The organism is Sediminibacterium goheungense (assembly GCF_004361915.1).
Classification (GTDB): Bacteria; Bacteroidota; Bacteroidia; order Chitinophagales; family Chitinophagaceae; genus Sediminibacterium; species Sediminibacterium goheungense.
Genome location: NZ_SNWP01000010.1, coordinates 1,712,316 through 1,729,275 on the forward strand (window position 1 = coordinate 1,712,316; position 16,960 = coordinate 1,729,275).

Consider the following 16,960-nt stretch of genomic DNA (forward strand, 5'->3'; position numbering starts at 1 on the left):
AAAAAGACCATTTTAACCCACATCGGTTAATAACCCAATACACATAACCCGATTTTCACTATCCACTTTTCTTTCACTGTGCGTTAACACGGAGGAAAATGAGGGAAATCGCTGATGTCTGATCGCTGGTGTCGGATTTGGCGGTATTTATTCGACTGGTTTCCACAATCGGAACTGTAAAATACTCAGTTTTCCACCGAAATGAAGGGTTATAAACAGGGGTATGTGGAAAATCTGAAATGTCAGATACCGGATGTCAGATGTCAGATTTGAAAAAATTATCTAACATCTGACATCTGCGATCTACCATTGTTTCCAAATTCAACCCCCATCTGACTTAAAATAGGTTTTCCACAATTTGTTCAAATGGTTTAAACCCCTATTTTTGCCTCCCGCCGTGTGGCGGCTTTTATTTATTATACCAATTAAACTGATTTATGTCTGTTATTCAAAGAATTCGTGACAAAGGTGCCTGGATCATTTTCGCCATTATTGCATTGGCCCTGATAGCTTTTATCCTTCAGGATGGTGTAGGAAGAGGTGGTAGTGCTTTCTCCAATACTTCTGTAATTGGTAAGGTAAACGGAGAAAAAATTGACCGTCTAGATTTTGAATCAAAACTGGCCATGCAGGAACGTATGTATGGTGCACAGGGCGCACAGCGTGACCAGCTGATTGGAGCTTTATGGAACCAGGAAGTAGAAAGAATGGTTTTATCTCAGGAATATCAGAAACTCGGTTTGCAGGTTTCACCTAAAGAATTGAGTGATATTTTATTCGGACCCAATTCTCCACTACGTCAGGAATTTACTGATCCCAATACTGGTGAATTTAAAGTAGCTGAAGCAAGACAGGCTTTTAATCAGTTAAAAAAGAGCACTAATAAAGAACAGATCGACATGATCAACAAGGCTTATATAGAGCCTACGATCCAACAAACATTAAGGAGCAAATACCTCGCACTGTTACAAGGTGCTTCTTATGTTCCTAAATGGCTGGTTGAAAAACAGCAGGCAGATAATAATGCGATTGCAAATATCTCTTATGTGTACATGCCATATGCAGCTGTTTCTGACAGCGCTGTTAAAGTAACAGATGCAGATATTGATGCTTATGTAAAAAAGCATAGCAAAGAATACCAGAAAGAAGAAGAAACACGTTCTATCAATTATGTATACTTCAATGCTTCTCCAAGCGGTGCTGATACTTTGAATACACTGAATCAGTTAATGAGTTTGAAAGAAGAGTTTGCAACTACTTCTGATGTAAGCGCTTTTCTTACCAGAGTAGGAACAGAGTTGCCTTATTATGATAGCTATTTCAGCAAAGCAAGAATGCAGCAACCGAATAAAGATTCTATTACAAAAACACCGGTTGGTACATTGTATGGCCCTTATCAGGATGGTGGTAATTTTACCATTGCAAAAATGATAGGAGTAAAAAACTGGCCCGATAGCGCACGTGTTCGTCACATTCTTATCGGAACCGTTAATCCTCAAACACAGCAGCTGTTAAGAGCAGATAGTACCGCAAAAAAATTAGTGGATAGTATCGAAGCTGCCATTAAAGGCGGTGCAGATTTTACAGCCCTCTGCGCAAAATATTCTGATGATGGAAATAAAAATACCGGCGGTGTTTATGAATATTTCCCTCAGGGTCAGATGGTAATTCCATTTAACGATTTCTGTTTCGATAAACCTGTTGGCACTAAAGGTGTGGTGAAAACTGAGTTTGGTTACCACTATGTAGAGGTACTCGGACAGAAAAATTTCAACCCTTCTTATAAAATTGCTTATTTATCTAAGCCGGTTTTAGCCAGTGGAGAAACGGTTAGTGCTGCCAGCACGGCTGCTGCACAGTTTGTTTCCGCTGCAAAAGGAAAGAAAGAGTTTGATGCCACTGCATTAAAATCAAATCTTACCGTACTTACCGCTGCTGAAATTAAACAGAATGATTTTAATGTAAATGGTGTTGGACAAAGCCGTCAACTCGTTCGTTGGGTGTATGAAAACAAAATGGGTAGCGTATCTGAACCAATTGAAGTAGGCGACAGGTATGTAGTGGCTATGGTTTCTGCCATCAATCCTGCAGGTAATATGTCTCCAGCAGAAGCAAGACCATTGGTAGAAGGATTCGTTCGCAATGAGAAAAAAGCGAAACAAATTCTCGAAAGCAAATTCAAAGGAGCAACCCTTGAAGCAATTTCAGCTGCAATTGGTTCTCCGGTACTTCGTGCAGACAGCCTGAGCTTCTCTACTCCGTTTTTGCCCAATGTAGGTAGTGAACCCAAAATTGTAGGCGCTGCATTTAACAAATCTCTACAGGGTAAAGTAAGCGCACCGATTGCAGGATTAACAGGTGTTTTTGCCATTAAAGTTGAAAGCAATAGTGCCCGACCAGGAGTGATGGATACAGAAACCATCAAACAAACCCTGATGCAAGGTGGCCGTGTGGCTGTATTCCGTGGCGTACAGGCCCTGAGAAATGCAGCTGTTATTAAAGACAACAGATTTAAATTCTATTAATCTTATTCCGGAGTAAAGTCCGGTTATAGATTAGATTATACTTAGAGCCCGGGTAGTAATACCCGGGTTTTTGTTTTATAAGATAACCATCCGATTCATAGCGCCGGACTTAGGTCCGGCGCTGTAAATTGTAATAGTGCCCGGGATTGTTAGCGATTTCCAAAACCGAAAACAGAATTCCCGGATATATGGTAATTTTGTTTATAATTTGAGCGTATGGCAGAAGTGATTGTAAATAAGGTAGCCGAAAGTGGGCTGATCAGTTTGGATCTGGAAAACTATTATCCCAAAGAAAACAGAAAAGTATTTGATCTCAAGGATCATTTATTTATGGGTTTGATTCTTAAGGAAAAAGATTTTCGCGCTGCATTACTGCAGATAGACTGGAATACTTACAAAGACGCATACGTAGCCATCACTTGTTCTGCAGATGCTATTATACCCATGTGGGCATATATGCTCGTGGCCAGTTATCTTGAGCCTGTTGCCAAAATGGTTGTATTCGGATCAGAAGAAGATTTGATTAACCAGGTTTTACTAAAGAACATTGATAATATTGACAATACAGAATATACCGATCAGCGTATTGTTGTGAAAGGCTGTGGAGACCTGGCTATTCCCGAAGCGGCTTATGTTGCCATTACAAAAAAGCTAAGGCCGGTCGCTAAAAGTATTATGTATGGTGAGCCCTGTAGTACGGTACCCATTTTTAAAAAGCGATAATAAATAAAAAGGCGGTCTACAAGCAGACCGCCTTTTTGTATTTACTTCTTCAATAGTTTTTCATTAAAGAGTTTTAATATACGTTTATATTCATCCGTCCAGCTGCTCGGTTCCACAAAGCCGTGGTCTTCCATAGGATATACAGCGAGCTCCCAATTGTCTTTCCCGAGTTCAATCAGTTTTTGAGATAGGCGAACAACATCCTGAAAATGAACATTCACGTCTACCATTCCATGACAGATCAACAGATTATTTTTCAGTCCTTTTGCAAAATTAATAGGAGATGATTTTGCATAAGCAATACTATCATTAAATGGTTCGTTCAGAATATTGGAAGTATAACCATGATTATAGTGTGCCCAGTCTGTTACGGGTCTTAAAGCTGCACCGGCTTTAAATACATCGGGCGTAGTAAACAAGCCCATCAGCGTAATAAAGCCACCATAGCTTCCACCATAGATTCCGATTTTGCCAGCGTCGATGCCATATTTTTCAGTGAGCATTTTGGCGGCATCTACATGATCATCCAGATCTTTTCCACCCATATGACGGTAGATACCAGTTCTCCAGTCGCGACCATAACCACTACTGGCGCGGTAATCGATATCTATAACGGTATAACCTTGATCGGCCAATAAGTTGTGGAACATGTATTCGCGGAAATAGGAGCTCCACCAGTAATGTACGTTTTGTAAATAACCAGCACCATGAACAAAAATTACAGCGGCCTTATTTTTTTTCGCCTTGGCTGGTTCATAAAGTCGTGCATAAATCTGCTGACCATCTCTTGCCGGAATGGTAATTACCTGAGGGTCTTTCCATGCATAGGCTTTAAACTCTTCAGTCATGGCTTTATTGGTAACCTGTGTTACAGGTTTGCCTGCAGCATTTTCCTGTACAAATAATTCCCATGGTTTGTTACTGTAAGAATAACGGTAGGCAATCCATTTCTCATCAGGTGACATGCTAACTTCATAACCACCTGTTTTATCGGTGATTTTCTCTTTACCATTTCCATCGGTACCAATTCGGTACCAGTTTAATTTTCCTGGATGTTCTTCGTTGGTAAGGAGGTAAAATACTTTATTATCGTTGCTGAGCGAAACAGACTGCACTTCATATTTTCCGCTGGTGAGTGCTTTTTTGCTATTCGCTTTTACATCATATACATATAAGTGTGAGTAACCGGTAGCCTCACTCTGAAAATAAAAACGATTATCATCTATCCAGCCGAATGTTGCACCAAAACCACTTACACCGGGTCCGCCGATCCAGGCTTCATCACGCTGACGATCGAGTAATTTCAGCTTGCCTGTCTCTGCATCCAGCTGCATGATCCAACGATCTTTATTGTCTTGTGAACGAATGTCAACGATGGCTACAGATCCGGATGCATTCCAGTATGGTCCGTTGATCATGACACCACGAACAGGTGCGCGACGATTGCCAAATAATTTTGGATAATCTTTTACATAATCGGGTTGATCCATAATACCCGGAATAGCAGCAGAGTCTGTTGCAACGGCAATGAGCTTGTCTTTTGTTTTATCATAAATAAAAAACTCATATTTGCCGAGGGGTGCTCCCACTTTGGTTCTTGCCGGAATGTCGGTAGTGAAACCTGACTCGGTAACATAATCTGGGACAATGGTGTTTTTTCCAGAAGCGGGTGCTGTATATAAGCGATAGGTTACAAATCGACCGTCGGGACTGATCTGCAGGTTCTGTAAGTTTTTATCGCCAATACCAATTGATCTGAGTTCCACAGAGTCGCGGTTTACACGCAGAAAATCTGCACGGGCATCTCTTTTTTCTTTTCTTTCTCTCAGGACATCAAATAAATCCAGTTGCTGTTGACGTAACCAGGGCTCCTGCGTTTGAACACTCGCTGGTGTAGACTGCTGCGATCTCTGTGGAATAACGGAGGTGTTGTTAAAACCACCACCACCAAAACCACCGCGACCACCGCCCGTGACTACAGAAGTAACTGTCGGTGTTTCTGAACCCCTGCTGATATTGGTTAATTGAAGCGTAATACCGGATTCAATATTCCAGCTGAATAAATTCTGGTTTCTGTTATACACAACCCATTCATCATTCAGGATAAAACGGGGAGAAAATTCCGGATCCTGTGTTTGGGTGATACGTGTTGTTTTGTTGGTGGCTACATCTACAAGGAAGAGATCACCTTTATGCGTATATACTTTTTTGGTACGCTTATCATTAAATACAGCATTGTTTACTGATTGTACCAATTGAATTTCCTGAAGATTGGCTTTAACGGGTGCTGATGAACCGATAGTATATGCATATATCGAATCAGAAATTTTCTGATCAGGGTTCCAGCTAAAGAAAATCTTTTTACTGTCGGGACTCCAGAAAACATTGGAGGGAGATGTGCCGATCCATTTAGGATCACGCATAATTTTTTCAACCGTAAGTTGAGCAGATGCAGTAATGCCGGCCAGCAGAAAGCCGACGATAAGCAGTTTATTTTTCATTCGTCTGGTTTATCCGATAAATCTATAGTAACGGGGGCGAATGAGAAAATGAATTTTATAGAAGGGTGAACTTGGATGGGCAGGATGGAGAGAGATAACTTTGATGGTAGGTAATGATATCATAGCCATCCCTTCTAATCCTGTACATCCAAGTTATCTGTAGTAATTATTTCTTTCTATCTCTTCTCTTACTTTATCAGGAACAAGATAGCGGACCGATTTTCCTTCGCGAATATTATTACGGATTAACGTAGCTGAAATATCAAGCATGGGCGCATCGAGAATTTGCAAATTTGTGTTCCAGGTTTCTGTGATATCGAAGCCGGGTCTTTTGTAAATAATGAATGGATACTCTTTTATCAGTAGATCAGCATTCTTCCATTTTGGCAGGTTCTGAAAACCATCGCTACCCATGATAATGCTGAAATGATGTTGCGGATATTTTTCGCGTAGATAAGTAAGTGTATCAATGGTATAAGAGGGGCGTGGCAGTTTGAATTCCACATCTGAGGCGCGGATACGCGTTTCATCGTCGATAGCCAGGTTTACGAGATGAAGCCTGTCGTACTCGTTTAATAGGCCAGCAGCATTTTTAAAAGGATTCTGGGGAGAAACCACCAGCCATACCTGTTGAATATCGGTTTGGTTCACCACATGTGATGCTATAATAAGGTGTCCGGTGTGAACGGGATTAAAAGAACCAAAATAGAGACCAATATTCATCTAAGTGATTGATTATCAATTATTTAGCATTATTTTACGTCATCTACAAAGATACTCCTTGCTTCACTTAATCTAAGGCTGAGATGGTATCCTGCAACTGAGATAGAAATCGGGTCGCCCATTGGGGCTACCTGTTCTACCTGTACCAGTTCACCAGGCACACAACCCATTTCCATCAACTTGATAAAGATCTCGTCTTTTTCAAAAGAATTGATCACCGCTTTTTGTCCTGCTTCTAAATCTGACAATCGTTTCATCGCCTGCGTATAAATATTATATAAAGGTAGCATGGTAGGATAGGTTTTTGTTACGAATTTTGGAGTATTAGAGATATACGATGATGAACAGTATTACGTTTCGTTACGCCGACAGACAATTGAATCTTCCCAATAAAACCGCTACCCGGGTTTTTGTAGGAACCATTTTTAAGAAGGAGAAGAAGAAGCTGGGAGGCATCAATTATGTTTTCTGTTCAGATGAATACCTGCTTACCATTAACCGGAGTTTCCTGCAGCACGATTATTATACTGACATCATCACCTTTGGTTTATCAGAGCCCGGTGAACCGGTGGAAGCTGAAATTTATATCAGTGTAGATAGGGTAAAGGACAATGCCAAACAACTGGGTGTTTCTTTTAAGGATGAAATGTTACGTGTAATATTTCACGGGGCATTACATCTCTGCGGGTATAAAGACAAGCGGAAAGCTGATATTACCCAGATGCGAACAAAGGAGGACTTTTATCTGCGCAAGTTTTCCTCTCAGTTCTAATTCTTGGCACCCTTTAATTCCAAGAGACTATACCGACTCCTTCATTTCTTGGGCCGGTGCATATAGAGAGAGCCTATGGAACCTGGATTATCATGATTATAAGGATCTGGTTTGATTAATCTTACCTACTATGAGAACATGTGTTCTAGGTGCTCACCTTAATACCGCTAAATAATTAGGTGTTGAATCAATGATACAGTGGCCGGGATCAATAAAGAAAGGAATGGAAACCGATACTATCGGTTAACCGTCGAAACAAATTCGAGTTGATCACGCTAGCGGCAATAATAATCAGCCAATTACAACTCGACATATGTTCCACAAAACACAGTTTCATCCCGAAACATCACACTAAGAATTGTTCCACGAATCCCAGTTTCATCCTGAAACATTGCTTAGTTTTGGGTTATGGCAAGAAAAAGATGGACCCCACAAACCGAAATCACCGATTCTCTTATACGGTTAAGGGAAAAAAGAAAGTGGCAGTTAGCTTATCGCCGGTATGTGGTAGAGCAAAAACCAAGCGAAACCTATGCTTCTTACTTTGGTTTAGACATCCAAACACTAAGGGACTGGTTTACGCTTCAGTTTTGTGAACCAATGAGTTGGGATAATTATGGCAAAGCCTGGCAGATTGAACATATTATACCTGCTACCTACTTCAATTTTGAAGATGAAAAGGATCTAAAGCTTTGTTGGAGCTTTATTAATATGCGGGTTCAGCCGGTAGAGGAAGAAAGTCAGCATAGTTCCTCCTTCAACCTTCTCTCAGCCAAGACCTATTTTACCCAGCTGCAAATAAAGACAAAGGAGAAAAAGTGCACTGAAATGTTAGCTAAACTCATTGAGATTGAGGCTGGACATGTTGATATACCTGATGCCGTCTATTCATTTTTGGTTAACCAACAGGAAAGGATAGAACAGATTCATGCATTAACGGCAGAAGAATTGGACCGGTTAAACAGAGGGGCCGAGTTAAAAGAGATTCTGCTTGAACGTGAAATCCTTAAAAAGTTCAGCTAATGCCTATGGCCTGAACTATCTTTGCAAACTATGTTTCCGCAATACGATGTAATAGTAGTGGGTGCCGGCCATGCCGGTTGTGAGGCCGCTGCCGCCGCCGCCAATCTGGGCAGTAAGGTTTTATTGGTAACCATGAATATGCAGACCATCGCCCAGATGAGCTGTAACCCCGCCATGGGTGGCATCGCCAAGGGACAGATTGTTCGGGAGATTGATGCGCTGGGTGGATACAGTGGTATAGTGTCTGATCTGAGCACCATTCAGTTCCGAATGCTGAACAGGAGTAAGGGTCCGGCCATGTGGAGCCCGCGCACCCAGAACGATCGTATGCTTTTTGCTGCCAAGTGGAGAGAAATGCTGGAAAACACACCCAATGTAGACTTCTATCAGGATATGGTTCGGTCCATCATTATTAAAGACGGCAGGGCCTGTGGGGTGGTTACGGGTCTGGGGCATGAAATAGCATCCAAAACCGTAGTGGTAACCAGCGGAACCTTTCTTAATGGTATTATTCATATCGGCGAGAAACAGTTTGGTGGTGGGCGAGTGGCAGAAAAAGCTGCCACAGGCATTACTGAACAACTGGTGGAGCTGGGTTTTGAAAGCGATCGTTTGAAAACAGGTACACCGCCACGAGTTGACGGCCGTAGCCTGGATTACAGCAAAATGGAAGAGCAGAAAGGAGATGATGAAATTGTGGGCTTCTCCTATACCGATACCCCCCGTATAAAAGCCGCCGACCAGCGCAGCTGTTATATTACCTATACCAACGAGAAAGTACACGATATTTTAAAAACAGGCTTCGACAGAAGTCCGATGTTTCAGGGAAGAATAGAAGGAACGGGCCCCAGGTACTGCCCCAGTATTGAAGATAAAATCAACCGCTTTGCAGACCGTGAGCGCCATCAGCTCTTTGTAGAACCCGAAGGCTGGAATACCGTGGAAATCTATGTAAACGGTTTCTCGACCTCCTTACCAGAAGAAGTTCAATACGAAGCAATTCGTACTGTTCCGGGGTTTGAGAACTGCAGAATATTCAGACCTGGATACGCGATTGAGTACGATTATTTTCCACCCACACAATTACAGTATTCTCTCGAAACCAAACCGGTTGCCAATTTATTTTTTGCCGGACAAATCAATGGTACCACGGGTTATGAAGAAGCGGCCTGTCAGGGCTTGATGGCGGGCATCAATGCGCACCAGAAATCGAGAGAGCTGGCCCCTGTTATTTTACAGCGTAGTGAAGCCTATATCGGTGTATTGATTGATGACCTCATCAGCAAAGGTACCGATGAACCCTATCGCATGTTTACCAGTCGCGCAGAATTCAGAACCCTCCTGCGCCAGGACAATGCCGATCTGCGTCTCACAGAAATGAGTTACCGGCTCGGACTGGCTTCGCAGGACAGAATGGATAAAGTGATCAGCAAGCGAAACAATGTTGCGGCGGTGAAGAAAATATTACAGGAGCTGAATGTGGAGCCGGATCAGATCAATCCTTATTTTGAAAAAATAGGATCTGCGCTGATTACCGAAAAACAAAAAGCCTCCAAAATTATCCTGCGTCCGAATGTGGACCTGCCGTCAATGGCTGAATATATTCCTGCATTAAAAGATGCCATAGCAGCGTTTGACCGCGACAGCCTGGGGCAATCTGAAATACAGATCAAGTACGAAAGATATATTGAGAAAGAACAGGAGATAGCAACCAGAATGAGCCAGATGGAGAATACGCAGATTCCGGATAGCTTTGATTACGATCGCGTTGCAGCGCTATCAAACGAGGCCCTGCAAAAATTCAAACGCATTCGTCCGAGAACATTAGGACAGGCAAGCCGTATCAGCGGCGTAAATCCGAGCGATGTGCAGATATTGATGGTGTATATGGGGAGATAGTTTCACGGCTTCTCTTAGCGCCCTCTAGATTGATTTTACTCATTGAACAAATCGTAGAGTAAGCGCCCCCTTTTTCAGGATTGCACAAAAAATGAGTAACTTTTCGAATGAAGCTGCAATTTCTTCTACTAGCTACTATATTGACCGCAGGCTCCTATGCACAAAAAAAAGACACTATTTTTTTGCGCAGACATTTTACAAGAACACCGGAAACGGAATATTTTGCTATTTATATTGACACAGGCCAACACATAAAAAAACAACTCACAAAATTTACGTTTAGTGAATTTGATAGCGCTACTTATTTTGATGAGCTCGCTGAACTTCAACCAGTACAAAAACAGAATATACCCTCAGGCTTTCCAAAAAAATGGATCGCCTTATACCGGCTAAAGGGAAAATATTATTTGTACAGCCCATCTGACTATGGCAACCATTACCGCTTTGAAATTACCGATAGCACAACGATTGATTATACCATGGAAGGACCCGAGCCCAGCAGACTCGAAAAGATCTATACTGCTTCATCCAACCGGCTTACCATTCAGCGCGAAAATAAATGGTGGCCCAAACAGGTTCAAATTGAGTTGATAGATACAGCCAGGGGAATAGCCGTATTCACATATGGTTTTCCGAATGCAAATAAAAAACCCGAACGCCGCTTACTCGTAGACGCAAACAAAGTACATTTTTTTCCGGCCGTGGTGAATCATGGAACCAGTAAAACATTCGAATACGATTTCGACAAAATTAATTTTGAGGCTTTGCTGAAAAGAAAAAAGCAAGCACACGTAAATCAACCCCGCCGATAAATCGGATGAGCCACAGATTCACAGATTGGTTTTACGCTAATCTGTGTCTTAATTATAGCAACAATTATAACTCCCCAAACAATCACTATCTTTATTAGTATACAACCAGATAATGCTATGAGATCTATTAAGAATATCTTATTCCTCATTCTTCTTATTCAGGTTTTTTCCTGTAATCAAAAACAAACAACCGTAGCAGACTATTTCGCACACAAAGATTCTGGTGTTCAGGTAGCGGGCATTAAAATGGTTCCGATACAAACACCGGTGGGTACTTTTAAAGTCTGGACCAAAACCATCGGCAATAATCCCCGCATCAAAGTACTGCTACTGCATGGTGGTCCGGCCATGACGCATGAGTATATGGAAGCTTTTGAAAGCTTCTTCCCCAAAGAAGGTTTTGAAATGATTGAGTATGACCAACTGGGTTCTTATTACAGCGATCAGCCCACCGATAGTTCTCTGTGGACCACGGAACGTTTTGTGGAAGAAGTAGAACAGGTACGCGTAGCACTGGGACTTAATAAAGACAATTTTTATATTCTTGGCAATTCCTGGGGTGGTATCCTCGGAATGGAATATGCATTGAAATACCAGCAACACCTGAAAGGACTGATCATTTGTAATATGATGGCCAGTATTCCGGATTATGAAAAATACAATGCTGTTTTGCGCTCGCAGATGCGGGCGAGCCTGGTAGACAGTTTACAGGCATATGAAGCCAAGGGCCAGTTCAAGGACCCTACTTATCAGTCGCTGGTTTTTCAGGAATATTACACCCAACACCTCTGCAGGCTCCCCGAATTACCCGATCCGGTGGCGCGGGCCTTCAAACATGTTAACGAAAGTATATATGTTATGATGCAGGGGCCCAGTGAATTCAAAGTGGGCGGCCGCCTGCTTACCTGGGATCGAAAGGCCGATCTACCCAAAATTACCGTCCCCACCCTTACCGTGGGTGCCAGATACGATACCATGGACCCCGCTCACATGGAATGGATGAGCAAACAGGTGAAGAACGGAAAATACCTTTACTGCCCCAATGGCAGCCACCTGGCCATGTGGGACGACCAGAAAGTATTTATGGAAGGGGTTATAAAGTTTATCAAGGAAACGGATGCCGGAGAATAACAGAGGCTCTTTTCTTAGCGCCGGACTTAAGTCCGGCGCTAAGAAAAGCTGGCGAACAGCTTCTCACCGATTCATTTTATCCGTTCATCCTTAAAACAATAAAACCTTTTTTGCCAGCCCGCTTATTTATGTAGCTTTAAAGTCTTCCTAAAACCAATCTAAACACTACCATGAGAAGATTAAAGCTCCTGTTTTCAGGGCTCCTGTTTGCATCATTGCTGCAGGCCCAGGAAACATTTCAGGTTAATGGTGTTGGAGACAAACGCGACGGATGTTATGCGTTTACCAATGCCACCATTGTAAAAGATGCACAAACCACCTTAACCAATGCCACACTGGTGATTCGAGACGGAAAAATTGTTTCCGTAGGCAATGGTGTAGCAATACCCAAAGATGCAGTGGTGGTTGACTGCAAGGATAAATATATCTATCCTTCTTTCGTAGACATCTTTAGTGATTATGGGATGCCGCAGGCTCAGCGTCAGCAGGGCGGAGGCGGATTTAATTTTAATGCACCCGCTCAGTTAACCTCAAGTCAGAAAGGTGCTTATGGTTGGAACCAGGCATTAAAATCTGATGTTCAGGCCTACAAAATATTTTCGGCCGATGAGTCACGTGCAAAACCTTTACGCGATATGGGTTTTGGTACCGTACTCTCTCACCAGAAAGATGGTATTACCCGTGGAACAGGAACCGTGGTTACACTGGCCAATGATGCCGACAATTATCTGATTGTAAAAGACAAAGCATCTGCACACCTGTCTTTCAATAAAGGAACTTCTACGCAATCTTATCCTGGTTCGCTGATGGGAACCATTGCATTGCTTCGCCAGACTTATCTGGACGCTCAGTGGTATAAGAACAATCCCGCTGCAGCCGGTTTACAGGGTGATGGCGTAAACATTACACTGAAATATTTTAATGACCAGCAAACACTTCCACAAATCTTTGATCCGGCCGACAGAGCGGGTACAGATTTCTGGAACATCATCCGTGCAGACCGTGTGGGCGATGAGTTTGGTGTTCAGTACATTTTAAAGGCAACAGGTAAAGAATACCAGCGCATTAAAGAAGTAGCCGCTACCAAAGCGCCATTGATTGTTGGACTGAATTTCCCCGCTGCCATGGATGTGGAAGATCCGAATGATGCCCGTCTGGTATCATTGGCTGATATGAAAAATTGGGAGCTGGCACCTACCAACCCCGCTGCTATTGAAAAAGCAGGTATTTCATTTGCATTAACTTCTGCCGACCTGCGCGATGCCCGCACATTTATGACTAATCTGCGCAAAGCCATGGAAAATGGTTTAACTGAAAAAGGAGCGTTGGAAGCATTAACCAAAACACCGGCTACATGGTTGGGTGTATATGATAAAGTAGGTAGTATTGATAATGGCAAACTGGCCAACTTCGTAATTACTACCGGTCCTGTATTTGCAGAAAGAACCACTATTCTCCAGAACTGGGTACAGGGTAAAAAACACGCAGTGAACGAAAGCGCCTGGAACAGTGTAACCGGTTTGTATACTTTAACTACCAATGGTAGCAAAGGAACCAACACGTATACGGTAGATGTAAAAAGCAGTTCATCAGCAACCGTAATCGCAAAAGATACCGTTACCGCTACATTCAGCTTCGATGGCAAAGCAGTGAAGTTCAGCTTTGCACCTGAAAGACGTTCACGTAATATTATCCGATTCAGCGGTTTTAACAATGGCGGCGACTGGAACGGTATGGCCGAAGATGCAGAAGGGAACAGAATGACCTGGACAGCAACACTCAATTCAGCAAAACCAGACACAGCGAATGCGCGCACAAGACCAACACCTCCCAACAGGATTGGTAAAACCATGTATCCCTTTACTGCATTTGGTTCAGATTCTACTTTACCTCAACAGGGAAATTACCTGATTAAAAACGCTACCGTGTGGACGAGCGAAAAAGAAGGTAAACTGGAAGGAACAGATGTATTGGTAAAAGCAGGAAAAATAGTACGCGTAGGTAAAAACCTGAGTGATGCGGCTGCTACTGTAATTGATGGTACAGGTAAACACCTTACAGCCGGTATTATTGATGAACACTCACATATCGCTTCTGCTTCTACCAATGAAGGTGCACAGAGTGTAACATCTGAAGTTCGTATGCAGGATAACCTCGATCCGGATGATATCAATATCTACCGTCAGTTAAGCGGCGGTGTAACCACTTCACATATTCTGCATGGTTCTGCCAATACCATTGGTGGTCAGACACAGCTGATTAAATTACGCTGGGGCGTGAATGATGAAGAGCTGAAATTCAAAAACTGGGATCCATTTATCAAGTTTGCATTGGGTGAAAACGTAAAACGTACTTCATCTACCAATAACAATCGTTTCCCCGATACACGTATGGGTGTTGAGCAGGTATTAACCGATGCCTTTACCCGTGCGGTAGCCTATGAGAAAGCGATGAAAGCAGATCCGAAAGGTACCCGTCGCGATCTTGAACTGGATGCGTTGGTAGAGATCATGAATAAAAAACGTTTCATCACCTGTCACTCCTATGTACAGAGTGAGATCACAGCTACTATGCGTGTTGCTGAAAAATTCGGTTTCCGTGTAAACACATTCACGCATATTCTTGAGGGATATAAAGTGGCCGATAAAATGAAAGCACATGGTGCCGCTGCATCAACCTTCTCAGATTGGTGGGCGTACAAAGTGGAAGTAACCGATGCTATTCCATACAATGCCTATATTATGAACAAAGTAGGATTGAATGTTGCCATCAACTCTGATGATGCTGAAATGGCGCGTCGCCTGAACCAGGAAGCAGCAAAGAGTGTAAAGTATGGCGGTTTGTCTGAAGAAGAAGCGTTGAGAATGGTTACCATAAACCCGGCAAAAATGCTGCATGTTGATGACAGGGTAGGAAGTATTAAAGCAGGCAAAGACGCAGATCTTGTTTTGTGGAGCGATAATCCATTGAGTATTTATGCCAAGGCAGAAAAAACAATGGTAGATGGTATCATCTATTTCGATCGTGAAAAAGATGCTGCTATGCGCAAACAGGTATTAGCAGAACGTACAAGACTCATCGGTAAAATGGTGGGTGAAAAACGCGGTGGCCGTCCAACCATGCCGGCAACACCCAGTTACAAATATGTACACACCTGTTTAGACCATTCTCACAAACTGGGTATGCTGGAAATTGAGGCAGAGGAAGAAACCCATGGCGATAACCAATAAACTACTGCAACATGAAAAAATCATTTTTATATATAAGCGTGCTTACACTGTTGCTTTCAAAAGCAACGGTTGCGCAGGATGATGTGTATCCTGCAGCCAGGCAAACGAAAAAAACAGCCATTACCAACGCCACGGTGCATGTGGGTAATGGTAATGTAATCGAAAACGGTACCGTTGTTTTCGATAATGGAAAGATCACGTATGCAGGTGCTGCCTCTGGCGCGCCTTCTGCTGAAACTACAATTGATGCAAAGGGCAAACATGTATACCCCGGTATTATTCTGCCTGCCTCCAACCTGGGCTTGCAGGAAATTTCGGGTGTGCGTGGTAGCACCGATATCAATGAACTGGGTGATTTGAATCCATCGGTTCGTTCTATTGTAGCCTATAAAGCAGAGTCTATTATCACCAATACCATCCGAGCCAATGGTGTTTTGTTTGCACAGGTAATTCCTGGCGGACAATTAATCGCTGGTCAGTCTTCTGTGGTACAGCTTGATGCATGGAACTGGGAAGATGCGGCTTATAAAGCAGACAATGGCATGCATTTTTATATGCCTAGCCTTTTGGCGCGTCCGGGCGGCGGCCGTTTTGCGGCACTGCTGGCATTGCTGGGCCCACAGCAACAATCAGATCCCGTAAAAGCAGCACTCGACAGAATTGAAGGCGTAAAAGCGTTTTTCAGAGAAGCGAAAGCCTATCACCAGAAAGATGCAGGCAAAGAAATCAACCTGAAATTTGAAGCCACCAAAGCATTGTTTGATAAGAAGCAAAAATTCTACATCCATTGCTCACAGGTAAAACAAATGTTGATTGCGATTGACTTTGTAAAAGAGTTTGGTTTTGATGTGGTACTCGTAGGTGCCGGTGAAAGCTGGCAGGTGGCCGACATCCTCAAGCAAAACAATATCTCTGTGATTCTTACACAGGAGCATAACCTGCCCACGCTGGATGATGATGATGTGGATCAGCCCTATAAATCAGCTACCTACCTGCAAAAAGCAGGGGTACTGTATTGTCTGAACGATGACGACCCACAGAACCGTGGACGTAACCTGCCCTTTAATGCGGGTACTGCAGCAGCCTATGGTTTGGGTAAAGAAGAAGCGCTGAAAGCCATTACCTATAACGCAGCCAAAATTCTGGGAATTGATGACAGAACCGGAACACTGGAAGTGGGTAAGGATGCCAATATCGTTATCAGTGAAGGTGATATCCTTGATATGAAGAGCAGTATTATTACCAATGCCTTTATACAGGGCCGTGGTATCAGCCTGCAAAGCAAGCACACACAGTTATTTGAGCGCTACAAGCACAAATACGGCATTAAATAAAAGACAAGATTGTCTATCAAAAGCCCCGGCAACTTAGCCGGGGTTTTTTTGTGCCCCTCCCCCCGGCCCCCTGAAGGGGGTGTTTTATCTCTGCTCCATGGCGGACTTACCAGTTCGGTAAAAAAGTCACACCCCCTTTAGGGAGCCGGGGGACATCAGCGCTAATCGCCATCCTTCTACCCCCGTTACCGCTCATCGTTCTTATAGGGTCCTTAACAGGTGTCGGTCTGTAACGTTTCTACTTTTACTACGTTTAGTTTCGTATAAAGTGCCCGGTCAACCTGCAA

Annotated in this window: 12 protein-coding genes; 9 read left to right on the forward strand and 3 right to left on the reverse strand. The window is 43.0% G+C overall.

Annotated elements, in window-relative coordinates; genetic code table 11:
• The first annotated feature begins 437 nt into the window (after positions 1-437).
• Positions 438-2,525, forward strand: a complete 2,088-nt coding sequence (locus BC659_RS07345) for a peptidylprolyl isomerase (RefSeq protein WP_133474023.1) — start codon at positions 438-440, stop codon at positions 2,523-2,525.
• A gap of 216 nt (positions 2,526-2,741) precedes the next feature.
• Complete coding sequence (locus tag BC659_RS07350; protein ID WP_133474024.1) at positions 2,742-3,248, forward strand: DUF2480 family protein; 507 nt, start codon at positions 2,742-2,744, stop codon at positions 3,246-3,248.
• 41 nt (positions 3,249-3,289) lie between these two features.
• Here the strand turns inward: BC659_RS07350 and BC659_RS07355 are convergent, their stop codons facing one another.
• The 3 genes from BC659_RS07355 to BC659_RS07365 all read right to left on the reverse strand — a co-directional run bounded on the left by BC659_RS07355 (position 3,290) and on the right by BC659_RS07365 (position 6,762).
• A complete protein-coding gene (locus tag BC659_RS07355; protein WP_133474025.1) occupies positions 3,290-5,749 on the reverse strand; it encodes a prolyl oligopeptidase family serine peptidase in 2,460 nt (819 codons plus the stop codon).
• A 153-nt stretch (positions 5,750-5,902) separates the two neighbouring features.
• Positions 5,903-6,472: a nicotinate (nicotinamide) nucleotide adenylyltransferase gene (gene nadD, locus BC659_RS07360; RefSeq protein ID WP_133474026.1), complete on the reverse strand. Its 570-nt coding sequence runs from the start codon at positions 6,470-6,472 to the stop codon at positions 5,903-5,905.
• Positions 6,473-6,501: 29 nt separating this feature from the next.
• Entirely contained in the window at positions 6,502-6,762 is a 261-nt protein-coding gene (locus BC659_RS07365) for a FeoA family protein (RefSeq protein WP_246027088.1), read from the reverse strand.
• A 47-nt stretch (positions 6,763-6,809) separates the two neighbouring features.
• Here BC659_RS07365 and ybeY point away from each other — a divergent pair, with 47 nt between their 5' ends.
• The 7 genes from ybeY to BC659_RS07400 all read left to right on the forward strand — a co-directional run bounded on the left by ybeY (position 6,810) and on the right by BC659_RS07400 (position 16,673).
• On the forward strand, positions 6,810-7,244 hold the full coding sequence (ybeY, locus tag BC659_RS07370) for an rRNA maturation RNase YbeY (protein ID WP_246027089.1): 435 nt from the start codon (positions 6,810-6,812) through the stop codon (positions 7,242-7,244).
• Positions 7,245-7,652: 408 nt separating this feature from the next.
• Positions 7,653-8,267, forward strand: a complete 615-nt coding sequence (locus BC659_RS07375; RefSeq protein ID WP_133474027.1) for a hypothetical protein — start codon at positions 7,653-7,655, stop codon at positions 8,265-8,267.
• A gap of 30 nt (positions 8,268-8,297) precedes the next feature.
• Positions 8,298-10,166, forward strand: a complete 1,869-nt coding sequence (gene mnmG / locus BC659_RS07380) for a tRNA uridine-5-carboxymethylaminomethyl(34) synthesis enzyme MnmG (RefSeq protein WP_133474028.1) — start codon at positions 8,298-8,300, stop codon at positions 10,164-10,166.
• Positions 10,167-10,273: 107 nt separating this feature from the next.
• Positions 10,274-10,978 carry a hypothetical protein gene (locus BC659_RS07385; protein ID WP_133474029.1) on the forward strand — a complete coding sequence of 235 codons (705 nt, stop codon included), beginning with the start codon at positions 10,274-10,276 and terminating at the stop codon, positions 10,976-10,978.
• A gap of 117 nt (positions 10,979-11,095) precedes the next feature.
• Positions 11,096-12,109, forward strand: coding sequence for a proline iminopeptidase-family hydrolase (locus BC659_RS07390; RefSeq protein ID WP_133474030.1), 1,014 nt, complete (start codon positions 11,096-11,098; stop codon positions 12,107-12,109).
• A gap of 170 nt (positions 12,110-12,279) precedes the next feature.
• Complete coding sequence (locus tag BC659_RS07395; RefSeq protein WP_133474031.1) at positions 12,280-15,339, forward strand: amidohydrolase family protein; 3,060 nt, start codon at positions 12,280-12,282, stop codon at positions 15,337-15,339.
• A gap of 11 nt (positions 15,340-15,350) precedes the next feature.
• Positions 15,351-16,673 carry an amidohydrolase family protein gene (locus BC659_RS07400; protein ID WP_133474032.1) on the forward strand — a complete coding sequence of 441 codons (1,323 nt, stop codon included), beginning with the start codon at positions 15,351-15,353 and terminating at the stop codon, positions 16,671-16,673.
• Positions 16,674-16,960 lie beyond the last annotated feature (287 nt).

What these genes read in the sequence shown, in the direction of transcription:
- BC659_RS07385 (WP_133474029.1), top strand. Translation starts at nt 10,274, where the DNA reads ATGAAGCTGCAATTTCTTCTACTAGCTACTATATTGACCGCAGGCTCC.
- BC659_RS07390 (WP_133474030.1), top strand. Translation starts at nt 11,096, where the DNA reads ATGAGATCTATTAAGAATATCTTATTCCTCATTCTTCTTATTCAGGTT.
- ybeY (WP_246027089.1), top strand. Translation starts at nt 6,810, where the DNA reads ATGATGAACAGTATTACGTTTCGTTACGCCGACAGACAATTGAATCTT.
- BC659_RS07355 (WP_133474025.1), bottom strand. Translation starts at nt 5,749, where the DNA reads ATGAAAAATAAACTGCTTATCGTCGGCTTTCTGCTGGCCGGCATTACT.
- BC659_RS07400 (WP_133474032.1), top strand. Translation starts at nt 15,351, where the DNA reads ATGAAAAAATCATTTTTATATATAAGCGTGCTTACACTGTTGCTTTCA.
- BC659_RS07350 (WP_133474024.1), top strand. Translation starts at nt 2,742, where the DNA reads ATGGCAGAAGTGATTGTAAATAAGGTAGCCGAAAGTGGGCTGATCAGT.
- BC659_RS07395 (WP_133474031.1), top strand. Translation starts at nt 12,280, where the DNA reads ATGAGAAGATTAAAGCTCCTGTTTTCAGGGCTCCTGTTTGCATCATTG.
- BC659_RS07365 (WP_246027088.1), bottom strand. Translation starts at nt 6,762, where the DNA reads ATGCTACCTTTATATAATATTTATACGCAGGCGATGAAACGATTGTCA.
- mnmG (WP_133474028.1), top strand. Translation starts at nt 8,298, where the DNA reads ATGTTTCCGCAATACGATGTAATAGTAGTGGGTGCCGGCCATGCCGGT.
- BC659_RS07345 (WP_133474023.1), top strand. Translation starts at nt 438, where the DNA reads ATGTCTGTTATTCAAAGAATTCGTGACAAAGGTGCCTGGATCATTTTC.
- BC659_RS07375 (WP_133474027.1), top strand. Translation starts at nt 7,653, where the DNA reads ATGGCAAGAAAAAGATGGACCCCACAAACCGAAATCACCGATTCTCTT.
- nadD (WP_133474026.1), bottom strand. Translation starts at nt 6,472, where the DNA reads ATGAATATTGGTCTCTATTTTGGTTCTTTTAATCCCGTTCACACCGGA.